The following is an 18321-nucleotide window of genomic DNA, read 5'->3' as shown; positions in this document are numbered from 1 at the left end:
CGGCCTCAGGGCTTGCGCAGCGTGTACTGCACCACGTCGATGCTGCGCTCGGCGAAGGCGGCCTCGCAGTAGGCCAGGTAGAACTCCCAGATCCGCATGAAGCGCTCGTCGAAACCGAGCTGCAGCACCTGGGCGCGCTGCGCCAGGAAGCGCTCGCGCCAGCGCCGCAGGGTCTCGGCGTAGTCGGCGCCGAAGGCGAATTCGTCGACCACCTCGAGGCCCGCGGCCTCGGCGGCGCGCCGGAACTCGCGCGGGCAGGGCAGGCAGCCGCCCGGGAAGATGTACTGCTGGATGAAGTCGGTGGCGTCCACGTAGCGCTCGAACAGCCCGTCGTCGATAACGATGCTCTGGATGCAGGCGCGCCCGCCCGGCTTGAGCAGCCGGCTCACGCTCGCGAAGTAGGTCGGCCAGTATTCGCGGCCCACGGCCTCCACCATCTCGATCGAGCAGATCGCATCGAAGGGCGCGTCGCCGGTGGTCCGGCCGATGTCGCGATAGTCCTGCAGCCGCAGGTCGACCGGCAGGCCCTCGGTGCGCTGGCGCGCGTGGGCGAGCTGCTCGTGCGAGAGCGTCACGCCGGTGACGGCGGCGCCGAATTCGGTCGCGGCCTTCTCGGCCAGCGCGCCCCAGCCGCAGCCGATCTCGAGCACCCGGTCGCCGGGCCGCACGCCCGCCATGGCGAGCGCGCGCCGCACCTTGGCGTGCTGCGCCTCGGGCATCGGCCGCGTCAGGTCGCCCTCGAACCAGGCCGACGAGTAGTTCATCGTCTCGTCGAGCCAGAGTTCGTAGAAGGCATTGCCCAGGTCGTAATGCGCCTGGATGTTGCGTGCGCTGCCGGTCTTGCTGTTGCGGTTCAGCAGCAGGTGGCGCAGGCGGTAGAGCAGGCGGCCGGTCCAGCTGCCGTAGAACACGTTCTCGATCGCGCGCCGGTTCGCCACGAACACGCGCAGCAGCTCGACCAGGTTCGGCGTGGTCCAGTCGCCCGCGATGTAGCTCTCGGCGAAACCGATGTCGCCCGACTTCAGCGCGGCGCTGCAGACGGTCCAGTTGCGCAGCGTGAGCGAGGCGGTCGGGCCCTCGCCCGGCGCGGCGCCGAAGTGCCGCACCGAATCGTCGGGCAGTCGCACGGTCAGCGAGCCGTGCGCCAGGCGCTGCAGCAGGCGCAGCACGCTGCGGGCCGCGCGCGGCGCGTCCTGCGGCAGGTGGAAGCCCGAGGCGGGCGAGTCGGCAGTGGTCGTCGTCGGGGTCATGGATTCGCCTGCGGCTGGCGCGGCTCGCCGCGCGACACGGAATGAAGCGGCGGGGCCGGCTTGTGGACGAAGGGCACGCGCTTGAGCCACAGCCGCGCGGCCTGCCAGTGGATGCGGGCGATCAGGCCCAGCGTCATGGCGGGGTAGCGCCAGAGCGCGCGCCGCAGGCTGGCCGCGTCGAGCGCCTGGAGTTCGCCACCGACGCTGGTCTGCAGCAGCGGGCCGTCGGCGTCGTCGTGGTCGATGCGCACCAGGGTGCGCGTGCGTTCGGCGTCGGTGAAGAAGCGGAAGCGGTAGCTGCCGTCGATGCGGCAGAACGGCGAGACGTGGAAGGCCTTGGTCGCGCGCAGCTCGGGGCCGAAGGCCGGCCGGTCGAGCAGGTAGCAGTGGCGTTCGCCGAAGGTGTTGTTGACCTCGACCACGATCGCGCGCAGCGCACCCGCGCGGTCGTGGCAGTACCAGAAGCTGACAGGCTTGAAGGTGTAGCCGAACACCCGTGGGTAGCAGTGCAGCCAGGCCTCGCCGTCGGCGTCGTCGATGCCGTGGGCGGCCAGCAGTTCGTCGAGCCAGGCGAGCGCGCCGCCGGCATCGGGCGCGCGGCCGTCGCCATGGTCGACGTCGTGGAAGGACAGCGCGCCGCGGCGGTTGAACGCGAGCGCCGGGCTGCCGTCGCGGCGCAGGGCGCGCATCGGCAGCATGAGAAAGAAGGTGGCGTAGGCGAAGGCGTTGCGGGCCGGGCGCAGCCGTGCATGCCGGACCTCGCCGAAGCCGATCAGCGGCAACGGCCCCGCCGTGGTCATGGGGCGGCTTTCCCGGTCGCCAGCTGCGCCTGCAGGCCGCGGGCCGCGGCCAGGCCTGCCTTCAGGCCGTCCTCGTGGAAGCCGTAGCCCATCCAGGCGCCCGCGAACCAGGTGCGGCGCTGTCCCTGCAGCGCGGGCACCCGCGACTGGGCATCGATCGCTTCGAGATCGAGCACCGGGTGGGCGTAGTCGTATTCGGCCATGACCTCACTACGCGCGATCTCGCGAACCGGATTCAGCGAAACGATCACCGGTTGCGACCAGGGCAGCGGCTGCAGCTTGTTGAGCAGGTAGTGCAGGCAGACGCCGCCCGATTCCCGCGCGCCGTCCGCGCGCTGGTAGTTCCAGGCGGCCCAGGCGGAAGACCGCTCGGGCAGCACCGAGGCGTCGGTGTGCAGCACCGCGTGATTCGGCTGGTAGCGGATGGCGCCGAGCACCGCGGCCTCGTCGGGGCTGGGCTCGGCCAGCAGCGCCAGGGCCTGGTCGGAATGGGTGGCGAGCACCAGGTGGTCGAAGGCCTCGGTGCCGGCGTCGGTGGCGATCCGCACGCCGTCGGCGTTGCGTTCGATGCGCCGCACCGGCGTGTTCAGGCGCGCATCGGACAGGCCCGCGACGATCTTCTCGACGTAGCGTTGCGAGCCGCCGCGCACGGTGCGCCACTGCGGCCGGTTGGCGATCTGGATCAGGCCGTGGTTGTGGCAGAAGCGGATCATGGTCGCGACCGGGAAGGCCAGCATCTGCGCGGTCGGGCAGCTCCAGATGCAGGCCATCATCGGCAGGAAATACCAGTCGCGGAAGGCCGGGCCGAAGCGGTGCGCATCGAGGAACTCGCCGAGCGGCTGCGCCAGTTCGCCCTCGGTGCCGGCGAGCGCGATGCGCGTGGTCAGCCGGTTGAAGCGCATCAGGTCGGCCAGCATGCCCAGGAAGCGCGGATCGACGAGGTTGCGGCGCTGCGCGAACACGGTCGCGAGGCTGCTGCCGCTCCACTCGAGCCGGCCGCCGCCGGGCCGCGTGGCCTGGACCGAGAACGACATGTCCGAGTCGGCGGTCGCCACGCCCAGGTCGGCGAACAGGCGGATCAACTCGGGGTAGGTGCGGTCGTTGTAGACCAGGAAACCCGTGTCGACGCCGTGCGCGACGCGTTCGCCCGAACCGGGCGATGTCGGCAGCGAGACCGTGGCCGTGTGGGCGTGGCCACCGAAGTAGTCACTGGCTTCGAAGAGGGTGATGCGGGCCGAATCGTGCAGCGCGTGGGCTGCGGCCAGTCCCGAGATGCCGGCGCCGACGATGGCGACCCGGGCCGGCGGCCTCATGGCACCGCCCCGGGTTGGCTGGAAGACAAAAATGCTGCGAGGCGCCCCGACGCGAAGGAGGGAGGGAGGGAGGAGGAGAAGAATCGCCTCGGGATTTCGACCAGACGGCAAGCGCCCGGAAGACCTCGCAACATGAAAACCGTGGGGCATTCACTGCCCACGCGAGTTATGAGCGAGGACTTTGCCGCACGGTTCCCACCGCAGTGGTAAGCATTTGTGACGATCCGTTCACAATCTGATTGACGCATCGGTAAATAATATTACCGATACGTCTTCGTGTGAACTGATCAGTTTCGAATTCGATCGCTGGTGCGAACCTGCCGGCATCAGCCCGGATTGGCCGCCAACTGCTTCTCGATGATCGCGATGAAGGCGTTCTCATCGGGCGCCGTCATGCTCGACCAGGCCTGCACCACCTTGCCGTCGCGGCCGATCAGGTACTTGTAGAAGTTCCATTTCGGCGTCGTGCCCGAGGCCTGGGCCAGCTGCTTGAACAGCGGGTTGGCGTCCGAGCCGCGCACCGAGGACTTGCCGAACATCGGGAATTTCACGCCGAAGGTGCTTTCGCAGAAGTCGGCGATCTCCTTGTTCGAGGCCGATTCCTGGGCGAAATCGTTCGACGGGAAGCCGAGCACCACCAGCCCGCGCCCGCGGTACTTGGTGTCGAGCGCTTCCAGACCCTTGTACTGCGGCGTGAAGCCGCAGAAGCTGGCCGTGTTGACCACCAGCACCACCTTGCCCGAGTACTGGCACAGGGACTGTGGTTTTTCGTCCTGCAGCCGCGGGAAGGTGTGTTGCAGTATGGCGGGACAGCCCGCTGCCGCCTGGGGTTCGGCGGCCGGTGCCGCGGGTTGCTGGGCGAAGGCCGGTGCTGTTGCAGTCAACAGGCCGGCCATCAGGGCCATTGCCGACGTACGGAGCATCGGGACCGACAATGGGGTGGGGGTTCGCATGGCGGGCTCCTGGTTCACAAAAAGGGGGGCGCATCCGTGCCGCGACGGCGCACGTATTCGCATCATCGCGCGCCTGTCATGGATGCGCCAAACGTGCCGTTTAAAATCGGCGGCCTTAGAAAGATATAGATGCTCTATCCGGAACTCTTCAGACAGCTCGAATCCGTCCGCTGGGACATGGACAAGGACATCCCGTGGCAGTCGTTCGACGCTTCGCTGCTGTCCGAAGAGCAGGCGCAAACCATCAAGATGAACGCCATCACGGAGTGGGCGGCGCTGCCGGCCACCGAGATGTTCCTGCGCGACAACCGCCACGATAGCGATTTTTCCGCTTTCATGTCGATCTGGTTCTTCGAGGAGCAGAAGCACTCGCTGGTGCTCATGGAGTACCTGAAGCGCTTCAGCCCCCAGCACGCCCCCACCGAGGCCGAGCTGCACGAGGTGCGCTTCGACTTCGACCCGGCGCCCCCGCTCGAAACCCTGATGCTGCATTTCTGCGGCGAGATCCGCCTCAACCACTGGTACCGCCGTGCCGCCCAGTGGCATACCGAGCCGGTCATCAAGCACATCTACACCACGCTGAGCCAGGACGAGGCCCGCCACGGCGGCGCCTACCTGCGCTACATGAAGCGCGCGCTCGAGAAGTTCGGCGACGAGGCCCGTTCGGCCTTCACGAAGGTCGGCGTGCTGATGGCGAGCGCCCGGCGCACCGCCCAGGCGCTGCACCCGACCAACCTGCACGTGAACAAGGCGCTGTTCCCGAACGACACGATCCAGAGCCGCATGCCCGATCCGGACTGGCTCGAGCACTGGCTCGACAAGCAGATCAAGTTCGACGCCGTCTGGGAAACCAAGGTCGGCGAGCGCATCCTGCACAACCTGAGCCTGCTGATGAACCGCAGCTTCAAGACGGTCCAGGAACTGAACCGCTACCGCAAGGAACTGGCGGCCAGCCTCGGCCCCAAGCCCGAATACCAGGGCGCGTAAGCAAGCAAAGACAGCAGAAAATCGCCCCGCACGCCGGGGCGATTTTTTTTTCGAGGCCCCGCGTCACAAACCGGCAACGCCAGCCGTCTTGCCTTCATGGACGCCGCCACTCTCGCCTTCGACCGCCACCGCCCGCGCCTGCAGGGCATCGCCTACCGCATGCTCGGTTCCGTGGCCGAGGCCGAGGAGGTCGTGCAGGACGCCTGGCTGCGCTGGCACGAAACCGCCACCGAGGCGCTCGACAGCACCGAGGCCTGGCTGGTCACGGTCGTGACCCGGCTGTCGATCGACCGGCTGCGCGCGGCCAAGGTGCAGCGCGAGCACTACAGCGGCCACTGGATGCCCGAGCCCATGCTCACCGAGTCGCCGGCCACGCCCGAGGAAGTGCTGGCGCGCGCCGACGACGTCTCGGTGGCCTTCCTGACCGTGCTCGAGCGGCTGGCGCCCGAGGCGCGCGCGGCCTTCCTGCTGCGCGAGGTGTTCGACACCGACTACGACGAGATCGCGCGCATGCTCGGCAAGAGCGAGGCCGCCTGCCGCCAGCTCGTGCACCGCGCCAAGACCCAGGTGCAGGAAGGGCGGCCGCGCTATCGCGTGTCGCGCGAGACCCAGATGCGGCTGCTGCGCAGTTTCGCCGAGGCCTCGGCCAAGGGCAGCGTGCGCGAGCTCGAGGCCTTCTTCACCGAGGAGGCCGAACTGGTCGGCGACGGCGGCGGCAAGGTCCAGACCTTCACGCACGGGCTGGTCGGCGCGCGCCGCATCGCGCAGCTCTACTTCGCCGTGCAGCGGCGCCACGCGCTCGGCGAGCCGGAACGCAGCGTGCGCACCGAGCTGGTCGACCTCAACGGCGAGCCGGGCCTGCTGCGCTTCATCGGCGGCGTGCTCGAGTCGGCCCAGACCTTCGAGTTCGACGGCGACCGCATCGCGCGCGTGCGCGCGCAGCGCAATCCCGACAAGCTCGCGCGCATCGCCGCGGCCTTCGCGCGCTGATTTTTTTCCGACTTCGTGTCACAGGCCGGCGGGCCGGCGCGTCTTCAGTGTGTATCCCGATTTCATCGTCAACCACTGGAGAACATCGCCATGAACACCACCCCCCGCCTCAACTGGTTCAAGACCGTGCCCAAGGCCTTCGAGGCCCTGCTGTCGGTCAACACCGCCATCGCCGACACCACGCTCGAGAAGAAGCTGGTCGACCTCGTGTTCGCCCGCGTCTCGCAGATCAACGGCTGCGCCTACTGCCTCGACATGCACGTGCGCGACCTGCGCAAGGAGGGCGAAGGCTGGCAGCGCATCAACAGCCTCGCGACCTGGCGCGAGATGAGCTTCTACGACGCGCGCGAGCGCGCCGCGCTGGCCTGGGCCGAGTCGCTCACGCGCATGGCCGACCGCCACGATGCGCGCGATGCCGAGTACGAGGCGCTGAAGGCCGCCTTCAGCGACCTCGAGATCGCCGAGCTCACGGTCGCGGTGGCGCAGATCAATTCGTGGAACCGCATGAACGTCGCGATGCACGTGCCCGCGCCGGTCAAGCCGCTCGAATGACAAGGGGTGAATAAACCTGCTGCGCGCCCCGATCGCAGCGGCGGTCCTCACCGTACGAGGTACGGCTCCGGTCCTCGGCGCGACCTCGGGGCGCTCGCTACGGTTTCTTCGCACCTTGTGAGCGCGGCGGCCGGACGCTCCTAGCGCCGCTCGACCACCATCGGCGAGATGCGCAGGCTCTCGCGCACCTGCGACACCGCCTCGCCGGCTTCGCCGCGCGAGGCGAAGGGCCCGGCCTGCAGCCGGTGCGTGCCGGCCTCGCTGAACACGCGCAGTTGCGGCGCGAGCGCAGGCAGGCCGCGCGCGGCCTGGGCGCGCAGGGTCTCGGCGCCGCCGCGTTCGCGGAAGGCGCCGAGCTGGACCCAGAAGCCGGCCGACGGCGTGTCGGGCCCGGCCAGCGAGGCCGCGGCGGCGGCGGCCACCGCCGCGGGCGTCGGCCCGCTCGGCGGCGCGGCCGCGGCCGGTGCCAGCGGCGGCAGGGCATTCACCACCATGGGCGGGCGCGGTCCCGGCGGCGGCTCGACCTCGTCGTCGGCGCCGGGTGCGGGCCCGGCCGCGGCGGGCGGCGCCACCGGCATCGTCGAAGCCTCGGGCGCGTTCGTTCCCACCGTCGAGACCCAGGCCGAGGGCACGGCCACCGGTGCGGCGGCCGCGCGGGCCGGCATCGGCGGCGGCGGCACGTAGACCGGTGCCGCGGGTGCGGGTGCGGGCGCGGGTGCCGTGTAGACAGGCGCCGCCGCCAGCATCGTGTCCGACCCGCGCCGCCAGGCGCCGGTGCGGATGTCCTCGTTCGTGATGCGCTCGATCTCCACCGGCGCCACGCCGCGCAGCAGGTCGAGCTTGAGCGCGGCCGTGTAGCTCAGGTCGATGACGCGGCCGTCGACGAAGGGCCCGCGGTCGTTCACGCGCACGATCGCCTCGCGGCCGTTGGCCGGGTTGCGCACGCGCACGTAGCTCGGCAGCGGCAGCGTCTTGTGGGCCGCCGTCATCGCGTACATGTCGTAGGGCTCGCCGCTGGCCGTCGAGCCCGCGTGGAACTTGCGTCCGTACCAGGAGGCCAGGCCCGATTCGCGGAAGGGCCGGTCATCCGTGATCGGCGTGTAGCCGCGGCCGAGCACGGTGTAGGGCTTGCTGGTGCCGCCGCTGCCGCGGATCGGCTCGATGCGGGGCTCGGCGTCGGGCACGCGCTCGAGGTTGGAGGGCGGACTGGCGCCCGGGCCGTCGCGGCCACCGCCGCCGCCGCTGCGCGGCCCGCTCGCGCAGCCCGCGAGCAGGACGGCGACAGCCACCGCACAGGCGGCGCAGGCCGCGCTGGGTCGGCGGGCGCCGCGCGCCTCAACCAAACACGGCCCTCCACAGCGCCAGCATCGCTTCGCGCTGCGCGGCCAGCGCGGGTGGCGTCACCTGCGTCGGCTCCTCGTTGAGGCGTGCGCGATGCTGCACGCGCCGCAGCTCGCGGTAGGCGGCGGCCGCGTTGCGGCCCACGCCCGCGGGCAGCAGGCCGGCGTCCTCCGCGCGGATCAACAGCGCGATGTTGCCGAGGTTGGGGATCAGTTCGGGATGCTCGCTCGAGGCCGACAGCACCAGGAACTGCACCGCGAACTCGGCATCGACCATGCCGCCGGGGCTGTGCTTGACGTCGAAGCGGTCGGCCTTCACGGGCCGCGCGCCGCGCAGCTTGTCGCGCATCGCGATGATCTCGGCCTTCAGCGCCTCGCGGTTGCGCGGCGCCACCAGCACGGCCTCGCGCACCTGGTCGAAGCGCGCGCCGAGCTCGGCGCCGTGGTCCTCGCTGCCGAGCACGAAGCGCGCGCGCGTCATGGCCTGGTGTTCCCAGGTCCAGGCGGTGTTGCTGCCGCGGCCGAGCTGGTACTTCTCGTAGGCCTGGAAGCTGGTGGTCAACAGGCCCGAATTGCCGTTGGGCCGCAGCGCGGTGTCGATCTCGAACAGGTCGCCCTCGCGCGTCTTCACCGTGAGCCAGTTGATGAGCTTGCGCACGTAGGCCGCATAGACCTCGCCGGCGCGCTCGTCGTCGTCGTCGTAGACGAACACGATGTCGAGGTCGCTGCCGTAGCCCAGTTCTTTGCCGCCCAGCTTGCCGTAGCCGATGATCGCGAACTGCGCCACCTCGCGGTGCCGGTTGCGCACGTGCGGCCAGCACCAGCGGGCGGTCACGCGCAGCGTGGTGTCGGCCAGCGCGCTGAGGTCGTCGGCCACCTGCTCGACGGTGATGCGGCCGTCCACGTCGCGCGCCAGGGTGCGGAACACCTCGGCATGGTGCGCGTGGCGCAGCAGGTTCAGCAGGCGCTCCTCGTCGGCCTCGCCGGTGCGGCTCAGCGAGGCATGGCGCGCCTCGAGCTCGCGCTCGAACTCGGCGGCCACGAAGCGGCCCGACAGCATCTCGTCGCTGGCCAGTTCGTCGATCACGCCCGGGTGCTGCATCAGGTAGCGTGCCGGCCAGCGCGCCGAGCCCAGCAGCCGCAGCAGGCGTTCCTGCACCGCGGGCCGTTCGACCAGCAGCGCCAAATAGCTCTCGCGGCGCAGCAGCGGCTCGATCCAGTCGGCCCAGCGCAGCGCGGCCTCGACAGGGTGGTTGGTCTGGCCCTGGCTGTCGCCGTCGGGCTCGCGCAGCCACTGGCCGGTGCGCTGCACCAGCTGGCGCAGCCGCGCGCGCGTTTCATCGCGCAGCGCCATCATGCGCGGCGTCTCGCACCAGTCCTTGATGCGCTCGGCGAAGGCCGGCGGCAGCTCGTCGAGCAGGTCCGACAGCTCGGCCGGCGCGGCGGCCTTGCGCGCGCCGTTGCACTTGCCGTTGCAGGGCTTGTCGCCGCCCAGCAGCTTGTCGAACTCCTGCGCGACGAATTCGCGGTGGGTGTCGAGCTGGGCCAGGAACGGGCAGCAGTCGGCATAGCCGAGCGTCTGCGCGATCCAGCGCAGGTCCTCGTCGGCCACGGGCAGCGCATGGGTCTGCTGGTCGTCCAGGTACTGGATGCGGTGCTCGACCTGGCGCAGGAACTCGTAGGCCGCGGCCAGCGCGTCGGCGGTTTCCTGCGGCATCAGGCCGGCGCGCGCGAGCCGCTGCAGCGCATCGAGCGTGGGCCGGGTGCGCAGCTCGGGGAACTGGCCGCCGCGTACCACCTGCAGCAGTTGCACGGTGAATTCGATCTCGCGGATGCCGCCGCGCGACAGCTTCACGTCATTCGCGCGTTCGGGTCGGCCCGCGCTGCGGCGCGCCGACTGCTCGCGGATCTGGCGGTGCAGCACGCGCAGCGAATCGAACACGCTGTAGTCGAGGTAGCGGCGGAACACGAAAGGCAGCACCGCGCCGCGCAGGCCCTGGGCCTGGCCCTGCGCGACCACCTCGGTGGGCGCGACCACGCGGCTCTTCATCCAGGCGAAGCGCTCCCATTCGCGGCCCTGCACCTGGAAATACTCCTCCAGCGCATCGAGCGAGACCACGGGCGGCCCCGAGTTGCCGTTGGGCCGCAGCGCCAGGTCGACGCGGAACACGAAGCCGTGCTCGGTGGTGTCGCCCACCAGCGCGTAGATGCGCTTCACGGCGCGTGCGAAGTACTCCTGGTTCGCGAGCTTGCCGCGGCCCTGCGGGTCGCCAGCGGTGTCGCCGTCCTGGTCGTAGAGGTAGATGAGGTCGATGTCGCTCGACACGTTGAGCTCGCGCGCGCCGAGCTTGCCCATGCCCACGATCCACAGCTGCGAGCGCTGGCCGTCGGCGCCCAGCGGCGCGCCATGCGCCGCGTCGAGCTCGGCGCAGGCCTCGCGGCAGGCGGTGTCGAGCGCGAACTCGGCGAGCTCGGTGACCGCGGTGGTCACCACGGCCAGCGGCGCCTGGCGGTCGCAATCGAGTGTGACAAGGCGTTCCATCACCAGCTGCCGCACGATGCGCAGGGCGTCGCCCACGCCGTCGCCGCGCGCGCGCAGTGCCTCGTAGGCCTGCGTCATCGATGCGCGGCGCGGCTCGCCCTCGGGCAGCAGCGCGAGTTCGCCCGCATAGCGGCGGCGCAAGCGCTGCACGAAGCGCGAATAGGAGGACAAGGCGGGCTTGTCCGCGTCGGGGTTCGTCGATGCTGTAGCTGACAACTGATTCAAACTGGTGCTGGTTGCGGCGGAACCCGTCCCGATGGTGGCGGTCATAATTCCCGGCACAGCGCGATCCTCAATGAACGACACGGTGTCTTCCCCTTCACGTCTGCTCAAGATCACCGCTGTGACGGCGCGCTGGCTCCTGGGTCTTCTCGTGGCTGCGTGGCTTCTCCTGGCCCTGGCAGTCGTGGTCCTGCACGCGTGGATTGTGCCGCGAATCGGCGATTACCGTGGTGCGCTGGAGGCGCAGGCCAGCAAGGCGATCGGGGTGCCGGTGCGCATCGGTTCGATCACGGCCCGCTCGGGCAGCCTGTTCCCCGCCTTCGAGTTGCGCGACGTGGTGCTGCAGGACGCGCAGCAGCGCGAGGCGCTGCGCCTCGTGCGCGTGGTGGCCAGCGTCTCGCCGCGCTCGCTGTGGCGCTTCAATTTCGAGCAGCTCTACATCGAGGGCCCGGCGCTCGACGTGCGCCGCGACGCTCAGGGAAAACTCCATGTCGCGGGCCTGCACATGTCGACCGATACGACCGGAGAAACCCGCGCCGCCGACTGGTTTTTCGCGCAGCGCGAACTGGTGATCGAAGGCGGCACGGTGCGCTGGACCGACGAGCAGCGCCAGGCCGAGCCGCTGATGCTGACCGACGTGCGCTTCGTGGCGCGCAACGGCGGCCGCCGCCATGGCCTGCGGCTCGACGCCACGCCACCGGCCGGCTGGGGCGAGCGCTTCACGCTGCGCGGCCAGTTCCGCCAGCCGCTGCTGTCGGTGCGCACCGGCCGCTGGCAGACCTGGGACGGTCAGATCTACGCCGACCTGCCCTACATCGACGTGACCCGGCTCGGGCGCTACGTATCGATCGATGCGCGCATCCGCGAGGGAAACGGCGCGCTGCGGCTGTGGGCCGACGTGGACGATGGCCAGATCGTCGGCGCCGCCGCCGACCTCGGCCTCGACCGGGTCGATGCCTCGCTCGGCAAGGGGCTGCAGCCGCTGGTGCTGCGCGCGGTCACGGGCCGGCTCGCGGGCCGGCTCACGGTCGACACGATGGAGTTCTCGACCACTGCGCTGCAGTTCGACACCGCCGACGGCCTGCGCTGGCCCGGCGGCAACCTCTGGCTGCAGCACACGCCCGCCAAGGGCCGCACGCCCGAGCACGGCGCGCTGCGCGCCGACCGCCTCGACCTCGCGGCGCTGGCGCTCATCGCCGACCGGCTGCCGCTCGGAGACGCCACCCACCGCGTGCTCGATGCCTACGGCCCGCGCGGGCTGGTCGAGCGCATCGATCTGAACTGGCAGGGCTCGCTGGGCGCGCCCGACCGCTACCAGGCCAAGGGGCGTGTCAGCGGGCTGCGCATCGCCTCGCAGGCCGGCGCGGCGCCGGCCGAGACCCCTGCTGCCGCGCCCGCCACGCCCGCCGCCAAGTCGCCCGCCCCGACGCCTTCCGCACCTTCGGCGAGCACCACGGCCACCGCGGCCGTCCCCCCGCGCGTGCATCCGGGCTCCCCCGGCCTCAGCGGCGCCACGCTCGAATTCGACGCCACCCACGCGGGCGGCAGCGCCACGCTCGCGATCGCGCAGGGCGGGCTCGAATTCCCCGGCGTGTTCGAGGAGCCCGCGATCCCGGTCGACCGGCTCTCGGCCCAGCTGCAATGGAAGATCGACAACGGCAACACGCAGCTGCAGGTGTCGAAGCTGCGCTTCGCCAACGTCGATGCCGAGGGCGATGCCGAGGCCAGTTGGCGCACCAGCGACCCGGCCACCTCGAGCAGCAAGGCGCGCTTTCCCGGCGTGCTCGACCTGCGCGGCAAGCTGACCCGGGCCGACGGCACGCGGGTCTTTCGCTACCTGCCGCTCGACATCCCGCAGCACACGCGCGACTACGTGCGCGACGCGGTCACCAAGGGCGTCGCGAGCAGCGTCGACTTCCGCGTGCGCGGCGACCTGCACGACATGCCCTTCATGGACCCGCGGCTCGGCGAGTTCCGCATCGCGGCCAAGGTGCAGGACGTGTACTACGCCTATGCGCCGCCGCATGTGCCCGCGGCCGCCACGCCGGCGCCCGCCGCCGTGCAGGCCACGGCGCGCGGCACCGCTGCCGCCCGCGTCGCCGCCGCGCCCACCCCGCCGACCGTCGCCCCGCCCGCCGCGCCCAGCGTGGCCCAGTGGCCCGCGATCACCGGCCTGTCGGGCGAGCTGATCTTCGAGCGCGCCGGCATGCAGGTGCGCAACGCGCGCGGCCGGCTCGCGGGTGCCACCGCCATCGAGGTGTCGAAGGCCGAGGCCCAGATCGCCGACATGTCGCACCACGCCGCGCTGCTCAAGGTCGACGCGCAGGCGCGCGGGCCGCTGGGCGAGCTGCTGCGCGTGGGCGCGCCGCTGGCCGGCGATGCCGGCGAGTTCCTGCGCGGCGTGCGCGCCAACGGCGTGGCCGACTACAAGCTGCACCTCGAGCTGCCGCTCGAGGCCATGGACAAGGCGAAGGTGCAGGCCAGCGTGGCCTTCGGCGACAACAACGAGGTGCAGCCGGTGCCCGAGGCGCCGCTGCTGACCCAGACCAAGGGCACGCTGAACTTCACCGAGACCGGCTTCGCGCTGGCCGGCGTGCAGGCCCGGCTGCTCGGCGGCGACGTGCGCATCGACGGCCGCGGCCGCTACACCGGCCCGGCCGCGAGCCATGAGCTCGCGATCCGCGCGCAGGGCAACGTCAGCGCCGACGGCATGCGCGCCGCGCGCGAGGTCGACTGGCTCGCGCGGCTGGCGAAGAAGGCCACCGGCAGCGCGCCCTACACCGCGAGCTTCTCGATGCGCGAGGGCGCCTCCGAGTTCTCGGTCGCCAGCAGCCTGCAGGGCCTGGCGCTGCAGCTGCCGGCGCCGCTCGCGAAGAGCGCCGAGGAGCAGATGCCGCTGCGCATCGAGAAGAAGATCGTGCAGCGCGAGGCGCGCGCCGGCACGGCGGGCAGCGCGGGCGCGGCCAGCGTCGCCACGCAGGACCAGATCGGCCTGGAGATCGGCCGCGTCGGCTCGGTGCAGTACGTGCGCGACATCTCGGGCAGCGAGCCGCGCGTGCTGCGCGGCGCCATCGCGGTCGGCCTCGCGGCCAACGAGACCGCGAGCGTGCCCGAGCGCGGCGTGCTCGCCAACATCAACCTCGCGCGGCTCGACATGGCGGCCTGGCAGGCGGCCTTCGGCGAAGCCGCCGGCACCGGCCCGGCCGACATGCAGGCCGCGGCCGGCGACGAGGCCTCGCCCTACCTGCCCACGCGCATCGCGGTGCGCGCGCAGCAGCTCAGCGTGGCGGGCCGCACCCTGCACGAGGTGGTGCTCGGCGGCACGCGCGACGGCGCGCTGTGGCGCGCCAACATCGACGCCACCGAGCTCAGCGGCTATGCCGAGTACCGCCACACCCAGGCCGGCCGGCTCTATGCGCGGCTGGCGCGGCTGAAGATCGCGCCGACCGAGGCGACCCAGGTCGAGGCCCTGCTCGACGAGCAGCCCAGCACCCTGCCCGCGCTCGACATCGTGGTCGACGACTTCGAGCTGCTCGGCAAGCGCCTGGGCCGGGCCGAGATCGATGCGGTCAACCGCGGCGGCGTGGGCCGCGAATGGCTGCTCAACCGGCTGAGCTTCACCATGCCCGAGGCCAGCTTCGCTGCCAAGGGCACCTGGGCCGCGGTCCCGGGTTCGGGCGGCGGCGGCCGCGCCGAGCAGCGCCGCACCGCCATGACCTTCCGGCTCGACATCAACGATGCCGGCAGCCTGCTCGGGCGCTTCGGCATGCCTGGCGTGCTGCGGCGCGGCAACGGTCGGCTCGAGGGCAACGTCGACTGGCGCGGCTCGCCGTTCTCCATCGACTACCCGAGCCTGGGCGGCCAGCTCGGCGTGAACGTCGAATCGGGCCAGTTCCTCAAGGCCGACCCGGGCCTGGCCAAGCTGCTCGGCGTGCTGAGCCTGCAGGCGCTGCCGCGCCGGCTCACGCTCGACTTCCGCGACGTGTTCAGCCAGGGCTTCGCCTTCGACTTCATCCGCGGCGACGCGAAGATCGCGAACGGCACCGCGAGCACCAACAACCTGCAGATGAAGGGCGTGAACGCCGCCGCGCTGATGGACGGCTCGGCCGACATCGTCCACGAGACGCAGAACCTGCGCGTGGTGGTGGTGCCCGAGATCAACGCCGGCACCGCCGCGCTGGTCGCGACCGCGATCAATCCGGCCATCGGCCTGGGCACCTTCCTCGCGCAGTGGGTGCTGAGCAAGCCGCTGTCGAGCGCGGCCACGCAGGAGTTCCAGATCGAGGGCACCTGGGCCGACCCCAAAATAGCGAAGGTGGCGCGTCCGCTGCTGCCCAACATTTCGAACAACCTGCCGCACCTGCCGGCGCTTCCCAGCCTGCCGGGCATCCCGGGGCTGCCGGCCGCGGGCGAAGGCAGGAGACCGGAGACCACGCAATGAAAGTCGCAGCCATCCAGATGGTGTCGGCCATCGCCCGCGAAGCCAACCTGGCGCGCGCGCACGACCTGCTGGCGCGCGCCGCCGCCGAGGGCGCCGAGCTCGCGGTGCTGCCCGAGTACTTCTGCATGATGGGCGCGCGCGACACCGACAAGCTGGGCCTGCGCGAGACCGCCGGCGCGGGCACGGTGCAGGGCTTCCTGGCCGACGCGGCGCGCGAGTTCGGCCTGTGGATCGTCGGCGGCACGCTGCCGATCGAGAGCACCGATGCCGACCACGTCTTCAACAGCTCGCTGGCCTTCTCGCCCGAGGGCAAGTGCGTGGCGCGCTACGACAAGATCCACCTGTTCTTCTTCGACAACGGCCGCGAGCGCTTCGACGAGCGCCGCGTGATCGCGCCGGGCGCCGAGCCGGTGCTGTTCGAGCTGCCCTCGCGCGACGGCCATGCCTGGCGCATCGGCCTGAGCGTGTGCTACGACCTGCGCTTTCCCGAGCTCTACCGCGCGCTCTCGCGCCAGGGCGCCGACCTGCTGCTGGTGCCCAGCGCCTTCACCCACACCACGGGCGCCGCGCACTGGGAGGTGCTGCTGCGCGCGCGCGCCATCGAGAACCTGGCCTGGGTGGTCGCGCCCGCGCAGGGCGGCACGCACGAGAACGGCCGCCGCACCTGGGGCCAGTCGCTGATCGTCGATCCCTGGGGCACGGTGGTGGCGCAGCAGGCCAGCGAGGAGGGCGTGGTGCTGTTCGACATCGACACCGCGCAGGTCGAGCGCGCGCGCACGCAGCTGCCCGCGCTGTCGCACCGCATCCTTTAGGGCCGGGCGCGATGGCGGTGGATGCGTCCGATCTCGCGCCGCCGGAGCCGGCCTATGCGCCGCCACCGCTGCCGGTGCCGCCCTACCGCCGCCTCGTCGTCGGCTTCGCGCGGCTGCGCTCGCTGTGGCAGCGCTGGTTCCTCTGGCTGCTGCTCGCGATCCTGGTGCTGGCGCTGCTGGTCACCGTGGTCTGGCTCGCGGGCAAGCACGAGGTCGAGCAGGTGCAGGCCGCGCTCGACCGCGACACCGCCGACGCCGTGACCGACCTGCGCAGCGGCTTGCAGCGCAATGCCCAGAGCCTGCGCGCCACGCAGGCGCCCGGCCCCGACCGCTCGCACTGGCCCGAGGCGGCGGCCGCGCTGCTGCGCGAGCACCGCGAATGGCTGCGGCTCGAGTGGCGCGACGCGCGGCTGCGCACGCTCGACGCGGTCGACACGCCCTACCGGCTGCATGTGCTCGATCCCGCGAGCCGCACGGCCGAGCAGTCCGATGTCTCGCTGGCCTGCGCCGCCGCGCGCAAGCTCGGCACGCCGGCCTATTCGCCGAGCCACTACGTGCCGCTGGGCGGCGGTGGCGGCATGGAGGTGATGGAGCTGTGCGTGCCGATGGACACCGGCGGCGGCTTCCTGGTGGCCAGCTACTCGCTGCGCGACACGCTGGCCGAACTGGTCGGCCCCACGCTCACGCGCGGCCAGGAGGTGGCCTTCACCGAGACCGACGGCACGCGCCTCGTGGCCATCGGCACCGCGCGCCGCGTCGGCACGCGCGTGTTCACCTCGCAGCAGCTGATCGACCTGCCCGGCGCCGCGCTGATGCTGCGCGTGGACGGCTGGCGCTCCGCGCCCGACCTGTTCCCGAACGTGCTGACCGCGCTGGTCACGGCGATCTCGATCGCGCTGGTGTCGGTGCTGGTGCTGCTGGCGCGCGACACGCGGCGGCGCCTGCGCGCCGAGCGCGACCTCGCCGATTCGCTGGCCTTCCGCAAGGCGATGGAGGACTCGGTCATCACCGGCCTGCGCGCGCGCGACCTGCAGGGCCGCATCACCTACGTCAACCCGGCCTTCTGCGAGATGGTGGGCTTCAGCGCCGAGGAGCTGATGGCGCGCGAGGCCAACGACGCGCCCTACTGGCCGACCGAGCTCGCGCACGAGTACCAGCAGCGCCAGGCGCGCCGGCTGGCCGGCGGCATGCCGCCGCGCGAAGGTTTCGAGTCGGTCTTCATGCGCAAGGACGGCACCCGCTTCCCGGTGCTGATCTTCGAGGCGCCGCTGCTCAACGCGCAGCGCGTGCAGACCGGCTGGATGAGCGCCTTCATCGACGTCAGCGAGCAGCGCCGCATCGAGGAGCTGTCGCGTGCCAGCCAGGAGCGGCTGCAGGCCAGCGCGCGGCTGGCCACCGTGGGCGAGATGGCTTCGCTGCTGAGCCACGAGCTCACGCAGCCGCTGGCCGCGATCGCCAGCTACGCCACCGGCTCGCTCAACATGCTCGGCCCCGACGCGCGCGGCGAGCAGGGCGAGGTGGCGATGGCGGTGCGCCGCATCGCCGAGCAGGCCGACCGCGCGGGGCAGGTGATCCGCAGCGTGCACGACTTCGTGCGGCGGCGCGACCGCACGCGCGAGGCGGTCGCGCCGCAGGCGTTGATCGATGCCGTGCTGCCGCTGGTGCGGCTGCAGGCGCGCAAGCTCGGCGTGATCATCGAGGTGGTGCTCGAGGACCGGCTGCCGGCCGCGATGTGCGACCGCACGCTGGTCGAGCAGGTGCTGCTGAACCTCGCGCGCAATGCGATGCAGGCCATGGACACGGCCGACAACATCGGCAACCGCGTGCTGCGGCTGCGCGTGGCGCGCGCGGTGGCGGTCGGCGGCAGCGGCGTCGACGACGCGCGGCGCTGGCTCGAGTTCTCGGTGGCCGACCTCGGCAGCGGCATCGGCGAGGAGGTCGCCGCGCGCCTGTTCACGCCTTTCTTCACCACCCGCGCCGACGGCATGGGGCTGGGCCTGAGCCTGTGCCGCACCGTGGTCGAGCAGCATGGCGGCGCGCTGATGTTCGAGCCCAATCGGCCGCGCGGCACCGTGTTCCGGTTTACCCTCCCGGCCGCGGCCTGAGGCCGTCGCCCCCG

12 protein-coding genes are annotated in these 18321 nt (G+C 71.5%); 6 read left to right on the top strand and 6 right to left on the bottom strand.

Annotation, left to right across the window (positions count from 1 at the left end):
• Window positions 1-5: 5 nt before the first annotated feature.
• The 4 genes from R0232_RS33470 to R0232_RS33455 all read right to left on the bottom strand — a co-directional run bounded on the left by R0232_RS33470 (window position 6) and on the right by R0232_RS33455 (window position 4316).
• A complete protein-coding gene (locus R0232_RS33470) occupies window positions 6-1250 on the bottom strand; it encodes a class I SAM-dependent methyltransferase (protein WP_431510794.1) in 1245 nt (414 codons plus the stop codon).
• Window positions 1247-2050, bottom strand: coding sequence for a DUF1365 domain-containing protein (locus R0232_RS33465; RefSeq protein ID WP_431510793.1), 804 nt, complete (start codon window positions 2048-2050; stop codon window positions 1247-1249). The genes R0232_RS33470 and R0232_RS33465 overlap by 4 nt, the downstream gene beginning before the upstream one ends.
• Window positions 2047-3363 (bottom strand): NAD(P)/FAD-dependent oxidoreductase, encoded by a 1317-nt coding sequence (locus tag R0232_RS33460; protein WP_431510792.1) that lies wholly within the window; start codon window positions 3361-3363, stop codon window positions 2047-2049. The genes R0232_RS33465 and R0232_RS33460 overlap by 4 nt, the downstream gene beginning before the upstream one ends.
• A gap of 326 nt (window positions 3364-3689) precedes the next feature.
• On the bottom strand, window positions 3690-4316 hold the full coding sequence (locus tag R0232_RS33455; RefSeq protein ID WP_431510791.1) for a glutathione peroxidase: 627 nt from the start codon (window positions 4314-4316) through the stop codon (window positions 3690-3692).
• 129 nt (window positions 4317-4445) lie between these two features.
• On the opposite strand from R0232_RS33455, the gene R0232_RS33450 reads away from it, so the two are divergent.
• The 3 genes from R0232_RS33450 (at window position 4446) to R0232_RS33440 (ending at window position 6845) form a co-directional block, all read left to right on the top strand.
• Window positions 4446-5303 (top strand): hypothetical protein, encoded by an 858-nt coding sequence (locus R0232_RS33450; protein WP_057597796.1) that lies wholly within the window; start codon window positions 4446-4448, stop codon window positions 5301-5303.
• Between the two features lie 96 nt (window positions 5304-5399).
• Window positions 5400-6293, top strand: a complete 894-nt coding sequence (locus R0232_RS33445; RefSeq protein ID WP_431510790.1) for an RNA polymerase sigma-70 factor — start codon at window positions 5400-5402, stop codon at window positions 6291-6293.
• Window positions 6294-6383: 90 nt separating this feature from the next.
• Window positions 6384-6845: a carboxymuconolactone decarboxylase family protein gene (locus tag R0232_RS33440; protein WP_093351414.1), complete on the top strand. Its 462-nt coding sequence runs from the start codon at window positions 6384-6386 to the stop codon at window positions 6843-6845.
• A 140-nt stretch (window positions 6846-6985) separates the two neighbouring features.
• On the opposite strand, the gene R0232_RS33435 is transcribed toward R0232_RS33440, so the two are convergent.
• Window positions 6986-8134: a septal ring lytic transglycosylase RlpA family protein gene (locus R0232_RS33435; protein WP_431510789.1), complete on the bottom strand. Its 1149-nt coding sequence runs from the start codon at window positions 8132-8134 to the stop codon at window positions 6986-6988.
• A gap of 46 nt (window positions 8135-8180) precedes the next feature.
• Window positions 8181-10997, bottom strand: a complete 2817-nt coding sequence (gene glnE, locus R0232_RS33430) for a bifunctional [glutamate--ammonia ligase]-adenylyl-L-tyrosine phosphorylase/[glutamate--ammonia-ligase] adenylyltransferase (protein ID WP_431510788.1) — start codon at window positions 10995-10997, stop codon at window positions 8181-8183.
• 25 nt (window positions 10998-11022) lie between these two features.
• Here glnE and R0232_RS33425 point away from each other — a divergent pair, with 25 nt between their 5' ends.
• From R0232_RS33425 to R0232_RS33415, 3 genes are read left to right on the top strand one after another with little or no spacing between them, the layout of a single operon-like run.
• Entirely contained in the window at window positions 11023-15390 is a 4368-nt protein-coding gene (locus R0232_RS33425) for a YhdP family protein (protein WP_431510787.1), read from the top strand.
• Window positions 15387-16202, top strand: a complete 816-nt coding sequence (locus R0232_RS33420) for a carbon-nitrogen hydrolase family protein (protein ID WP_093351404.1) — start codon at window positions 15387-15389, stop codon at window positions 16200-16202. Before R0232_RS33425 ends, R0232_RS33420 begins: the two co-directional genes overlap by 4 nt.
• Before the next feature lie 11 nt (window positions 16203-16213).
• Window positions 16214-18307 carry a nitrogen regulation protein NR(II) gene (locus tag R0232_RS33415; RefSeq protein ID WP_398498049.1) on the top strand — a complete coding sequence of 698 codons (2094 nt, stop codon included), beginning with the start codon at window positions 16214-16216 and terminating at the stop codon, window positions 18305-18307.
• The last annotated feature ends 14 nt before the right edge of the window (window positions 18308-18321 follow it).

The organism is Variovorax sp. DAIF25 (genome assembly GCF_050711835.1).
In the GTDB taxonomy this organism is placed as follows: Bacteria; Pseudomonadota; Gammaproteobacteria; order Burkholderiales; family Burkholderiaceae_C; genus Variovorax.
The sequence above is the reverse complement of the archived record's forward strand: the minus strand, read 5'-3'. Positions and strand labels throughout refer to the sequence as shown.

Coding starts and splice junctions, on each gene's coding strand:
- R0232_RS33470 (WP_431510794.1), bottom strand. CDS start 1,250: ATGACCCCGACGACGACCACTGCCGACTCGCCCGCCTCGGGCTTCCAC.
- R0232_RS33465 (WP_431510793.1), bottom strand. CDS start 2,050: ATGACCACGGCGGGGCCGTTGCCGCTGATCGGCTTCGGCGAGGTCCGG.
- R0232_RS33460 (WP_431510792.1), bottom strand. CDS start 3,363: ATGAGGCCGCCGGCCCGGGTCGCCATCGTCGGCGCCGGCATCTCGGGA.
- R0232_RS33455 (WP_431510791.1), bottom strand. CDS start 4,316: ATGCGAACCCCCACCCCATTGTCGGTCCCGATGCTCCGTACGTCGGCA.
- R0232_RS33450 (WP_057597796.1), top strand. CDS start 4,446: ATGCTCTATCCGGAACTCTTCAGACAGCTCGAATCCGTCCGCTGGGAC.
- R0232_RS33445 (WP_431510790.1), top strand. CDS start 5,400: ATGGACGCCGCCACTCTCGCCTTCGACCGCCACCGCCCGCGCCTGCAG.
- R0232_RS33440 (WP_093351414.1), top strand. CDS start 6,384: ATGAACACCACCCCCCGCCTCAACTGGTTCAAGACCGTGCCCAAGGCC.
- glnE (WP_431510788.1), bottom strand. CDS start 10,997: ATGACCGCCACCATCGGGACGGGTTCCGCCGCAACCAGCACCAGTTTG.
- R0232_RS33425 (WP_431510787.1), top strand. CDS start 11,023: ATGAACGACACGGTGTCTTCCCCTTCACGTCTGCTCAAGATCACCGCT.
- R0232_RS33420 (WP_093351404.1), top strand. CDS start 15,387: ATGAAAGTCGCAGCCATCCAGATGGTGTCGGCCATCGCCCGCGAAGCC.
- R0232_RS33415 (WP_398498049.1), top strand. CDS start 16,214: ATGGCGGTGGATGCGTCCGATCTCGCGCCGCCGGAGCCGGCCTATGCG.